The following is a 12,146-nucleotide window of genomic DNA, read 5'->3' as shown; positions in this document are numbered from 1 at the left end:
TAAGAATGATGTTGATAATGATAAATCTCAGGAGAGTTCAAGCGATCAGGCTTCTTCAGCAGAAAAAGTAGTAAAGCCTGTTGAAGATGAGCAAGTATCGTTCGTAGAAGTTAAGGAGCCTACCAGTCAAGAAAGCCAGAACATTCGTAAGAATGATGTTGAAAATGACAATGCACTTCAGTGGAAGAAAAGTGATCCTGCTTCAGAAGTATGGCCGTCTGAAAAGATCATTCATGAAAGCCTGGTAAAGGGTGCTTCTTATGATTTATCAAATCAAACAGATGAACCACCTTTAGATATTGATGATGCTGAGATTGACAATAAATTAAGCAGATCACTTAGGGCTTCTATTGATGGTGTAGACACAAGTGTTGTTACTTCTTCAGACGATGTGGACTCACTTTTATCTTTACTTAAACAACATGTTCATCGTGGACGTTATCATTCTGCGTACATAACTTTTTCCGTATTGATGGGTCACTATGGGAGAGATTTTCTTGCTTTGCCTGCAAGTTTGCAGATGATGACAAGCCAGATCATGCAAGAGGTGGAAGCTATAGCTAAGAAGGGTGGTGTTAGTGGTAGTTTGATGCAAGAAATTTCTGATATAAACACGAGAATTCACTTATGCGAGCAGTTTCAGGCAAGATTTCAGGACTTTAATTCAACTTACATTCCCGGTGAAGACAGAACTAAAAAGATTCATGCCCTTCAGAGTGAACTGCGGAGTTGCCTTACTCTGTGGAAAACAACAAGTACTGACTGTATTGATACAGATTTGTTTGTGAAGAAAGTTAAAGATTTCTTTTATGGTATTCAGAAGTTTGTTGAGTTTCATAAGGCTCCAAAATATATCCCCAAGTCTAAACCCCCACCTGTTACACCTGTAGTACAAGACAAAGTAGTTGATCAGACAAAGCTACTTGAGCTGGAGAAGCGGAAGAAGCTGAAGGAGCTGAAGGAGCTGAAGGAGCTGGAGAAGCTGAAGGGGCTGGCTAGCTTGGTAGACAACGGTAAAGCCGTCAGCGAACCTTTAATCTGGTATCTGGATGTTCCATTACAAGAAGATCAGAGAAAAAGGGTTAATATTCCGGTCAGTGGGGTTTCTGAAGCATACAAGCCTTATATGTTTGCACTCAGGTTAAGCGAATGTGTTAAATGGCTGAATCAGCATAAAAAAGCTAAAAACTGCTGTAATGACGACTGGCACTTTATAAATAGTCTTATAAGAGACGCGAGAAATGCACCATTTGCCTTTAACGACAAGGTTACCGAGTTAATCATAAAGCTCAGAGAAATATTAATTAATATTAAATTTGAGTGCCATGATGATTTCAAGGCCGAATTCGATAAGATACGGAAAAATCTGTTATGGATTATTAATGTCAGAATCAATTGATTATTTTAAAGACAGTTTTATTTGACAGGAGCTACAACTTACAAAACCTGTGTCGCACAAATACTAGATTTCCCGCTGGTTAGCTTCTGCTGAATAAATCGCTGAGTCCACTTCCGTTTGAGTCATCAGGTCATCCATGTCGTGAATCATATTCCATTGTTTGAGTAATTGTTTCTCACTTTTCTGGGTCAGTATTAACAGGTCAACCCTGCGATTAATGGGATCAACCGCGGGTTTTCCCTGAACCGGTGCCCTGTCACCCATCGAAGTTGTGCCGATTATCAGGTTTGGAGACACTCCCCCAAATATAAGAGTCTGTCGAACTGTTTCAGCTCTTTGGGCCCCAAGAGACCAATTGCCGTTCTGATACCTTTGGTCATGAAAGCTTGAACTGTCACTGTGACCAACAATCACAACACCACGGGCTAGTTTTTCAATCATCGGGCTTAATGCCAGTACAAAGTCCTCATAAAAAGGAGTCAAGTCACTGTGGCCAGTACCAAAAACAGCCCCGTGATCTCCCTGAACAATAGTTACCATCAGCCCTTTGGGTAATGAGCGTACTTGTATACAGCGCCGCATTCCTCCCAGCCCCCGGGCATCATTCACACCGGAGAACAGCGCATTCATACCCATCGTTTCATCGAGGCCTGGTGATTCTTCTCCAGCAGGTTCAAAACCACTTTTCCCAGAAGGTGAGGCATTAATTGGTTTAGGCGTGCCCTCATGAACAGATGTCGCTCCCTGCATGGGAATTGGATTCCGACTGGAGGGCTTTCGGAATATTCCCGGGTTGGAAAAATAATGAGATATCGATTTCTTCTGAACCTCATTCGTTGCAGCTACCAGCCAGAGAACCATGAACAGCGCCATCATGGCTATAGCAAAATCGGCAAACGCCACCTTCCAGGAACCACTGCCATGATCATCATGATCCCCTCCACTTCTGGAGCGAACAATAATTACATCAGCCATATCAGCGTTCTCCTTTGAGCCAGGTCTCCATCTCAAAAAATGACGGTCTGATTTCGTCCCAAAGAACCCTTCGCCCGGCATCCACCGCCATAAGGGGTGGACGGCCACTCAAGCTGGCAACCAGTGTTTCCTTCACGCACTCAAAGGCCTGAACTTCATTCTTGGCGGTGTGATCAATCGCAGAGGCTAGTGGCCCCAATATGCCGTAGCAAAGAAATATTCCAAAGAATGTACCCGTTAGTGCAGCCGCAACTTTTACCCCTATAAGTTCAACCGGCCCATCAATGGACTGCATAGTAATAATAATGCCCAACACCGCAGCGACAATGCCGAACCCCGGGCAGGCATCAGCCGTCTGCTGCAAAGCTTTGGAAGAGCGTTTTATGTCATTACCAAACGTGTGAACTTCCTGCTCCATCAGGCTCTCAAGATCATGGGAGCTGATATTTCCCAGACTGGTCAAACGAAAGTTGTCAGTCACGTAGTGGAGTAGGCGTCGATGACTCGATATTCTCGGATAAGCAACAAATACAGCGCTATTCTCGGGTGTTTCAATGTGTTCCTCCAGGGCATTACCACCTTCCCTTCGAGAGATTTCCAGCAACTGGAAAATCATTCGGAGCAGATCCATATAAAAATCACGGTCGAAATCATATTTTTTTATAAACGCAAACTTCAGGTGCTCTAATACCTGCTGCTGAACAGACTTGGGATTCGCCACCATAAAAGCACCTACCGCAGATCCAGCAATCACTACAATCTCTGCTGGCTGCCACAAGGCAAGCATCTTGCCACTGGCCGCGACAAAACCACCAATTACACTACCAAAGAGAACCAGAAATCCGACAATTTTCAGCATGAACAAGTACCACTTTTCCCTGATGAGCGTGACTGCATGAAAGCTCTCAACCTCAGTAAAGCCTGTTTGTGGAGCTGACTGATACGAGCCTCTGTTACCTGAAACACCACAGCGATTTCACACTGGTTCATTCCCTGCCGGTAAAAAAAGTCCAAAAGCTGCTTCTCGTTAACCGGTAGTCGATCAATACCCTGGCTGAGCAAAGCAGCCTGTTCCTGTCTGAGAATTTTCTGTTCATTGTTCGTCTTACTGTCCAAAGGCTCATCAATCAGGGATTCAAGTTGGCCACACTCAATGTTTTCCAGCTCTTTTTGATAATCAGACACAGAGCAACCGAGACTGTCTGCCATCTCTCGTTCTGTGGCCGCCCGTCCCAGTTTCTGCTCAAGCACAGCCATACGATTGGAAATATAGGATGCAGAACGACTGATTCTGCGGGGGCGCCAATCCATACGACGAATTTCATCGACCATTGCACCCCGAATGCGCAGTCGAGCAAACCGTTCAAACTCACCGTTACCAGCACCATAACCTCCGTCATAACGACGGGCTGCTTCTACCAGACCAAAAAAACCGGCCTGCAGCAGGTCATCCATGGTATCCAGCCGCTGAATTTGTTCCGCAATACGCCGAGCCTGTCGTCTGACCAACCCAAGATGATCTTCTACCAGAGTCTGCCAGTTTGGCTGGATGTCAGGCCTTGTCTGTAAGGTGTAACGATCCCGCGTAATAACGCGAGCATCATCCGCCGAAGAAGTTCGTGCCAACATAGTGTTACTGGATCACAAGGCTGGTGAACAACACATCTTCAACCTGCGCCTGCTTCATTTTTCTTGATGCAACCTTCAGCACAAGTTCCCGGGCATCCGCTCTTAATTGCGCCCTGTTTTTGGGAATCAACATGACTTTATAGGACTGATTAGAGAACAACTCCAGCAAGGCATTTCTGAAAACAGGCACATAAGATTCAAGAGTTTTGGCGTATTTGGCATTGCGGGTCATCAAGACAACATCAACCTGCATGTAGTGAGTTTCCTCGTTCTCATCAATCAGGTTAACCACCAGCGTGCCAAGGTTTTGATAGAGAGGGACAATGGAAACCTGTGGAGGAGCTTCTGGATCAATACTGTCTTCATCCATCAACATCCATGCAACAACAGCCAGTGCAACAACGGCCAAAGCAGCAACAATGATGATATTTCTACGACTGGCTAGAGCCATGGCCGGTTACCTCAGGCGTAGGTATCAACCAGTGAATATGAGTCACTCAATTTAGAAGGGCTTCTCTCCTGCCCGTTTCCCTGAAGGGTTCTGCCTTCATACCCCGCCGGACAATCCTGTTCCCGATAATGTCCCGCATTGGCTGAATGTTCTGGTGTGTCTTTATGACCATAATCCGATACCGACACATCAACCCGCTGATAATCCTGATAGCTGCTTTCCACAACCATGCGGAACGCATCCCTGTGGCTCTTCAAAATATCCACATGACTTTCAGCCCCCTGAATATTCAGACTGATACTTCGCTCTCTCTGCTTCAACTGGGCTTCAATGATTCCCATATGTTCCGTACTCATCGTAAACCGGGCTTTCCTGTCCTGCCCTAACCAAACGGTATGAAGACTTTCAGAAATCTCACCGGTATTAGGATCATTCTGAGCAGAGATTGCTAAAGAGTCAGAACCGATCTCTAGAGTCTTTGAACTTGCGGTCAAAGAAGTGGGCTTAACTCCAACACTATCTCTAGCATCAGAAATCACAGGAGAAGGATCGGTCACAAATTCCTGTAGCTGTCTCGACTGGACAGAAGATGTTTTCAGGTGCGTTTCTGTTTCCGCAACGATTGGGGCTCTCTCTTGCGTTTCACTGATTGCACTCGACACAGTGGCTTTTACTGGCTCTACCTGTGCAGAAGCCATGGCTTTGTTCAAATGGTTATTAGCCAGAGCTTCATTCACATCGGTTGTTTGTTCAGCCTGATATCCAGATACAAACTCAGACCTTTGCCGTGTACTGGAATAAAGCCCTTCCCCTTCAGAGACTGAATCCATGACCTGTTTGTCTGCAACAGTAGGCATCTCTAATGTTCTGCCAGATACAGGCAGAAGGTCTGTTTCTCCCACCTCAAAAGTGAATGGATTCAGATGACCACTCTGCTCAACGGGAACGCTCTCTGGGGAGCTGCCTTCCAACAATTGGGTTTCTGGTAAGTGTCCATCAAGAGTACTGCGTAACTGCTCACCAAATGTCTGGCCTGGCAGGCAATTCAGAAGCAAGGAGGTTATATCAGTGTCGAGAAACTTTTCGTCATCACCTATACCAACAGTTTTACCGGTTTTACCGGTATTGTTTTCAACATGGCCTAGAGCAGCTGGCGCAGCAGAGAGCTGGGAATGGTTACCGGTCACGGATATTGCCATTGCTTCAGTGTCCCGTATTGAGAGGCGTTGCCTCCCAGGCATCGATCAATGTCTTCACTACACCCTGAACAGCCTTCAAGGCTTCCAGATTGTCTTCAAGAGTAGTACGAGACAAAAGAAACAGACAATGATCATATAGTTGATTCAGCTGCCCGGTCATTGCTCCCAGTTGTGGCTTTATATCTAAATGAGAATCTGCGGAGGCGAGGTTCTGTTTCAAGGTAATAAAAATATCCATACACCGCCCAACAAGCTCACCTTTACGGGCAATCTGCCTAGATTCAATGCAGCCTTCGCACTGATAGAGCATATCCAGCAACCCCCTCAGCAGAAGCTGTAACCTTTCAATCTGACCGGTTTCACCGGCACGCACGTACTGGCTATGCCGGTAATGGCTTTTCGCCAGTTTTGCTGCGCTCAACGTGAGCGCCCTCTACCAGAGGAATTGCCGACAAGCCTGTTACTCATCAACTCAAGACTGCTTCCTACTTGTTTAAGCTGGCCAACACGCTGATCCATATCGACATACTTTCGAAGGAGCCGGTCTGTAATCTTTTGTCGTTCAATATCAAGACTGACATGCTCGGAAGAGAGCTTCCTGATATTTCTCTCCAGTGTTGCTCCTCTTATCTGTAAGCCGTTAGATGGTTTATCCATAGCACGAATAAACTCGCTCACCTTAGCGACAGGGCTTTGTCTGCCAAACAACAGCGGTGGAATATCTTCAGGGTGATTCTGGAAACTTCTGTTCAGTTTGATCCTATCCAGAGAAAAGAAGCCATCACGCATACGTGTCAGCCCAATCTCCGCCAGCGAACGGTAATGTGGCGAATCAGCTCGGTTAACCTGCCCCAGTATCCGATCCAATTTCTGAAAAAGGTTTCTGACCGTTGGGCTACCCGGCTGACCTTCCTTAACATCTCCCTGTGCTGCGGCATGAGCAGCCTTCATAAATACGTTGCAACTGTCAGAAAAAGCACTGATTTTGGCGGCTAAAGCTTCAATATTGTAGGTAACAGAAAGCAGTATTCTTCGGCCGACTTCCGCTTTCAAAAGGTTCAGCTCAAGCCCCTCTATCACATCCTGGATCAGGTGATTCCGGCTGGTATGGCTTGTGCCATTCACTCGATAAATACAATCCTGCCCAGCTTCACTGACCGAGAATGAATCAGCGAGCGCCGTAAACCCACCAGTTCCTGCAACTGTCACTGCGATATTGGCTCCTGACTGTCTGGGAGCAATAACCAACCGTTCACCAGAGGCACCTGTCTCTACTCTCGCCTGAAGCTTTTCGAATGTTTCCAGCTCAATACTTTCAGCGACCTGAAGCAGTGATTTTTCATCAGAAGGTGCTGCCGATACCTGAACAGTCCATGTCAGGGTCTGAGCCGTTCCGGTTCCAGTATCTGTATAAGTCAGTGACAGATCACCGGAGTACCTTTGTCCTGCCGTCATATAATTCGACGCAATCTCAACAGGTGATGCAAGCTGCACAACCTCAACGACATGTGACCTTTCTACGGGCATACCAGTAGCAAACACATCAACATGATCGGGTTGCGATGACTCTGCGATTGGATCAATCTTGTGATGCAAGAGATTCTGACTACTATTGAGAAACTCCCCTCCAGCACCAAAAAGCTTTCCCAGTGCAGACAACTCTTTTTCGGCCCTGCTCTCCTGACGCTTTATAGCCTCTTCTTTCGGGGCCATTTCGCTGTCAGCAATAGCTTTGACCATAACCTTAATATCAAGGCCAGAGCCAATTCCGGGGATATCCAAACCGCTCATAAGGGCATCAGCTATATAGGAAAAACAAAACCGTGGTTCTGTAAAAAACCACGGTTCTTATCGCATTATCGAAGAAGATGGAGAACGTCTCTGGCCAGCTCATTGGCCTGAGCCAGGTTAGCGATACTCGCCTGTTTCAGGATCTGCTGCTTGGTCATCTCAGCCATTTCCGCAGCATAGTCTGTGTCCTTAACCCGACCACGGGATGCGGTCATATTTTCCCGGATGCTCTGGAGGTTAAAGATGGTGTGCTGAAAACGGTTCTGAATCGCACCGAGATTACCACGCTGATCGTCTATATCGGATATAGCTGAGTCGATAATGCCAATGGCACGTTGCGCTCCGTGATAATCTGTAATATCTACAGTGGCAACCGTTTCACCTGGTACCAGTTGTGTGGGATCAACGGTTCCCGCAACAGGGTTTGTTGTTGCTACTCCGGTCAAAGATTTCGTAGCGTCTGCATGGGAAGTATCGACCTGATATATAGCGCCTGCATCCTGAGCAATAAAGGTGACCATACCTCTCACGGCTACTGGAGAAAGTCCCGTTGCATCAACAGCGTCAGCTGCTGCCCCCGCATTTGTTGTTCCATCACTTTCAAATCCAATAACTGTCACGTCATTTGCAGCAAGCGCATTACCTGTAGATTTATCTCCATTCACGAGCACTTCAAAGTTATCACCTGTCGTGTTAGTCAGGGTTATCACATTACTCGTATAGGTTGCGGAAATATCGGCATCAGTTAACTGAGCAGTTAACTTCTGATAGGTTGTGTCAGCGTCTGTATCCCACCCTTGACTGAACACAGTCCCATTTACAACCAGATTTAAATTCGCTCCTGCAGCAATAGCGGCAGTTGTAAAATCAACATCAACTTTGTTACTTGCTGAAGCACTCAGCTTATCAACATTAGCGGCAATTTCGCTGGCAAGATATTTTGCCGAAGCTCCGTCGATAATGGCAATACCTGTTGTTTTACCATCAATATCAAATGTAAGAGCCTGAGGTTCCAAAGTATCGGCACCCAGCATTGTGAAGTTCGCAAAAGTCAGCTCATAACCGGAGTCAGAACTGCCCAGCTTATTACTGGTCACACTAGTGATGGTTATCGCAATTGTTTCATTGGCGTTGGCACCAATCTGGAAGTTCTTCTCTTGGAAAGTTCCATCAAGAAGTTTCTGACCACCAAACGTTGTGGTGTCCGCGATTCGATCAAGCTCCTCTATTAGCTGGGCCACCTCCTTCTGCAGAGCCCCCCGGTCCGCGCTGTCATTACTGTCATTAGCAGACTGTACTGACAGGTCACGCATACGCTGAAGAATTGCAGTGGACTCATTCATCGCACCTTCAGCGGTCTGGGATACTGAAATACCATCATTGGCATTTCGTACCGCAACCGTCAGACCATTAATCTGAGCCGTCATCCGGTTGGTGATCTGCAAACCGGCAGCATCGTCTTTTGCACTGTTAATCCGGTAACCAGTGGACAACCGTCGCATGGATGTTTCCAGTGCTCCGGTTGCTCTTTCTAAACCCTGCTGGGCGGTCAGGGATGGGACGTTGGTGTTTACACTGAGGGCCATAAGAAGCTCCCCTCGATTGCTGAGAAATGTCGAGCGAACTGGCTCGATGCCGCTTTACTCGACCAGTGTCGGAAACAGTTAAGGGTTTATATAATGAAAAAGTGAAAGGCCAGAAACAGTGGTCAGGCTTTTGCGAGCAGCATCCATAGCTGCTGAAGACTGGTTTAACCGGGACACTGCTGAGGCATAATCAAGATCTGCCAGATCAGAGACCAGCTTCTGGCAAAACAACTTGTATTGCTGGTGTCCTTCAGCAGTGTTATCTAGCATTTTCATTCTTGACCCAAGATCTGTTTGAAATCCGTTAAAGGAATCAGCGGCCAGATCGACTTTCTTCAATCCCTCAATCAAAGGCGCAGAGAGATGAGCAGGTGGAGATTGCAGAACATTTTTCAGATCAATCAACACATCGAGAAAGTTGAATGTGCCTCCGGCACTATCTGGAATGGCAAAACAAAGGCTATGGGCAGTATCTGTGGCTTCAACGCTAGCTGTTTCAGTAACCATCACTTGTCGACGATTAGAGTCATTATTATTGATTTGAGGTAATCCATTAGTATCAAACACAACGGGAGAAAGGAAAGTTTTATAGCCACCAAAAAGATAATTCCCGTCAGCGTCTCTGGTATTCAGCACCGATACCAGGGAATCAATAATATGGGTCACCTCCAGCCCTAAAGCTTGCAAACTCTGGTTATCCAGTGAGGCATTATTGGCCTGCAGGATAATATCTCGTGTTTCCCCAACCCTTGATACGCAATCCTTGAGAAGAATATCTTCATGCTCAAGCAAACTGTTTAAGGCGTAGATGTTTTCCAGAAATATATCTGTTGTCGTCATACGACGATTAACTTCCATTATCTGGACGGCGGTTAACGGATCATCGGAAGGCTGATTCAGCTTTTTACCACTGGCAACACGGTTCCACTCTTCCAGAGTCTGTGATGTGGCCTGCTGGAGGCTGGAAACCATTGAACTTTGTTCCTGCAGCGTGCTGATACGCATAAGAATTAAGCTCTATTGACATAGATTTATCGAACCAGCATTCACAATGCGCTTTTACAGGTTACAGTACCACCGGAGCGCTGGCTGCTCTTCAAGGGGCTGTAACGACGCCGTAGACGCCGTAGACGCCGTAAAAGTGCTTTGAATGCCCTTAGGGTGACTCTAAAACAGAGTTAACAATTCATCGATCACCACATTCCCTGTAGCAATCACGCGAACATTGGCCTGATAGTACTGCTGGAAACGGATCAGGTTGGCGGCTTCTTCATCGAGATTGACACCTGAAAGATTATCCCGCTCTGCTCTGGCGCTATCTCTGAGGGAAAGTTCTGCCTGTTCCCGGCTGGTAGCCTGGCGGGCATCTGTTGCAATACGGGATACCTGGCGATCATAAGTCACCGACAAACTACTGCTTAAGCCTTCACCATCAAAGTAATCAAGCAGTTTTCCAAGGTTGCTGTTATCCCCAGAACCCTGACTTTTACTTGGGTCTGAAGAGTCCGGGCTGGCAAACCCCAACTTTTTAGGGTCACTCAGTACCACCTGTGCGTTACCGGCTTCGTATCTCCACGGGGTTAATAAATACTTATCTCCAGTAGCAGGTGTTCCGGTGGTGAGAGACAACGAGAGACCATCAAATTCAAACGGCGTTGCCAGATTCAAGAAGGTGTAAACGTGCTTATCGGTCAAACGCGTTACAGTGCCTTCTGTTGGAGAAGTGAATTCCAACCTGTAATCACTTGCTTTCAGATCACCCAGCTTACTGTCATCAACTGTAAGCTCTAGCTGACCATTTCCTGCCGCACTTTCCCGGACAATGCGCCGCCCGATAACGGCAGGATCATTCAACTCACGAAAAAGTTTATTTCCAGTTGTGTCATCAAGGCCGAAACCCTCAGAGAGAACTCGGTTGCTGCCACCGGTAAGCAGTGCCGACTGAACCCCTAAAACATTTTGTTCTCTCATAAGTACCTGATAAAAGCCTGCAATACCTCCTAATACGCCTCCCCACTGGCTGACATCCAACTCTGAGCCTGAACCGGACGAGGAGGCTGTCACACTCAATTTATTACCGTTATTGCTCTTCTGACAGACAAACTCGAAGCTTTTGTTTCCTGTCACCAGGGCTGTGCCTTCAGCCAGAACAACATCAATCATGTTGGAGCTACCGCTTTCTGTGACCTTTGCTCCGGTGAGCTCACTGAGATGATCGACCAGACGGTTACGGGTGTCCTGCAAGTCTCCGGTATCGCTTCCTGCGATCGTAGCTGTACGAATACGATCATTCACAGTTGCAATGTTTTCCGCCAGCTGATTCACCTCTGCCAGTAAGCTCTCAACCTGAACCTCCATCTGTTCATGAAAGGCTTGAAATCGCTCCTGTAGAGTCACCAGCTGCATAACAGCCAGATTGGCGTCTCCTAAAACCTGCTGGCGCACAGCCAATGCCTCAGGAGTTACAGCAGCCCGCTGAAAAGAGCGATGCAGCTGGTTAAGTGGCTGGGAATATCCGGTATTTTCCCCACCAAGAATGCCATCCAGCTGGTGCATATAACTGTCCATAGTTTTAGCCTGCTGGTATTGACCGCTGGTATACCAAACCCGTGTGGTCACAAAGGCATCTGTGATCCGCCGAACTTCAGTAACGGTCACCCCGGAAGCCAAAACACCATGACCACCGCCGTGTGTCTGTACCGACTCAAGAACATTTTCCCGCCTGCTGTACCACTCAGTAAGAGTATTGGAAACATTCTGTGCGGTATTATCCAGATTGCTACGGCCAACTGTCAGAGCACTCTGACCGATATTCAGAAGGCTACTCATTCACAACCTCCCCAGTGCTATGCAACCCCCAATCCGCCTGTGCGCTGATCGTTGAGATAACCTGATTCCAAAAGGTCTCTGTCAGAGCTGTTTGTTTGGACAGAGAGAGAGGAGTATCAGCAGCAATCGTTTTATTCACCCGCAGGCTTTCTTTGCAGACTTCAGATAACAGGAAACTGTGAAACTGCTGCCGGATCATACCTTTGTCACCAGACAAGCCTTTTACTCTGGACAGTTCTGACGACAGATCCGCTGTATTGGATACAGGTGATATTTGAGGAATCATA

12 protein-coding genes are annotated in these 12,146 nt (G+C 46.9%); 1 reads left to right on the top strand and 11 read right to left on the bottom strand.

Annotated features, from left to right (window positions below; genetic code table 11):
- The coding region (locus QMA35_RS10920; protein ID WP_281647186.1) for a hypothetical protein at positions 1-1,399 on the top strand (1,399 nt) is incomplete at its 5' end.
- Positions 1,400-1,462: 63 nt separating this feature from the next.
- Here the strand turns inward: QMA35_RS10920 and QMA35_RS10915 are convergent.
- The 11 genes from QMA35_RS10915 to QMA35_RS10865 form a co-directional block, all read right to left on the bottom strand.
- Positions 1,463-2,374, bottom strand: coding sequence for a flagellar motor protein MotB (locus QMA35_RS10915; RefSeq protein WP_281647185.1), 912 nt, complete (start codon positions 2,372-2,374; stop codon positions 1,463-1,465).
- 1 nt (position 2,375) lies between these two features.
- Entirely contained in the window at positions 2,376-3,233 is an 858-nt protein-coding gene (gene motA / locus QMA35_RS10910) for a flagellar motor stator protein MotA (protein WP_281647184.1), read from the bottom strand.
- Complete coding sequence (locus QMA35_RS10905) at positions 3,227-4,003, bottom strand: sigma-70 family RNA polymerase sigma factor (protein WP_281647183.1); 777 nt, start codon at positions 4,001-4,003, stop codon at positions 3,227-3,229. Before QMA35_RS10905 ends, motA begins: the two co-directional genes overlap by 7 nt.
- A gap of 4 nt (positions 4,004-4,007) precedes the next feature.
- Positions 4,008-4,454 (bottom strand): flagellar basal body-associated FliL family protein, encoded by a 447-nt coding sequence (locus QMA35_RS10900; RefSeq protein ID WP_281647182.1) that lies wholly within the window; start codon positions 4,452-4,454, stop codon positions 4,008-4,010.
- A gap of 11 nt (positions 4,455-4,465) precedes the next feature.
- Positions 4,466-5,653 carry a hypothetical protein gene (locus tag QMA35_RS10895; protein WP_281647181.1) on the bottom strand — a complete coding sequence of 396 codons (1,188 nt, stop codon included), beginning with the start codon at positions 5,651-5,653 and terminating at the stop codon, positions 4,466-4,468.
- A 4-nt stretch (positions 5,654-5,657) separates the two neighbouring features.
- Positions 5,658-6,074, bottom strand: coding sequence for a flagellar protein FliS (locus tag QMA35_RS10890; protein ID WP_281647180.1), 417 nt, complete (start codon positions 6,072-6,074; stop codon positions 5,658-5,660).
- The gene (gene fliD / locus QMA35_RS10885) at positions 6,071-7,444 is read right to left on the bottom strand and encodes a flagellar filament capping protein FliD (RefSeq protein ID WP_281647179.1); all 1,374 of its coding nucleotides are present in this window, start codon (positions 7,442-7,444) and stop codon (positions 6,071-6,073) included. The genes QMA35_RS10890 and fliD overlap by 4 nt, the downstream gene beginning before the upstream one ends.
- Before the next feature lie 65 nt (positions 7,445-7,509).
- On the bottom strand, positions 7,510-9,030 hold the full coding sequence (locus QMA35_RS10880) for a flagellin (RefSeq protein WP_281647178.1): 1,521 nt from the start codon (positions 9,028-9,030) through the stop codon (positions 7,510-7,512).
- A 78-nt stretch (positions 9,031-9,108) separates the two neighbouring features.
- The gene (gene flgL / locus QMA35_RS10875) at positions 9,109-10,035 is read right to left on the bottom strand and encodes a flagellar hook-associated protein FlgL (protein WP_281647177.1); all 927 of its coding nucleotides are present in this window, start codon (positions 10,033-10,035) and stop codon (positions 9,109-9,111) included.
- Between the two features lie 162 nt (positions 10,036-10,197).
- Positions 10,198-11,859 carry a flagellar hook-associated protein FlgK gene (gene flgK / locus QMA35_RS10870; RefSeq protein ID WP_281647176.1) on the bottom strand — a complete coding sequence of 554 codons (1,662 nt, stop codon included), beginning with the start codon at positions 11,857-11,859 and terminating at the stop codon, positions 10,198-10,200.
- Positions 11,852-12,145, bottom strand: a complete 294-nt coding sequence (locus QMA35_RS10865) for a hypothetical protein (protein WP_281647175.1) — start codon at positions 12,143-12,145, stop codon at positions 11,852-11,854. Before QMA35_RS10865 ends, flgK begins: the two co-directional genes overlap by 8 nt.
- Between the last annotated feature and the right edge of the window lies 1 nt (position 12,146).

This window comes from Parendozoicomonas sp. Alg238-R29 (assembly GCF_947331445.1).
Taxonomy (GTDB): domain Bacteria; phylum Pseudomonadota; class Gammaproteobacteria; order Pseudomonadales; family Endozoicomonadaceae; genus Sansalvadorimonas.
Note: the sequence above shows the minus strand (reverse complement) of the source record. Positions and strands in the feature narration are given on the sequence as shown.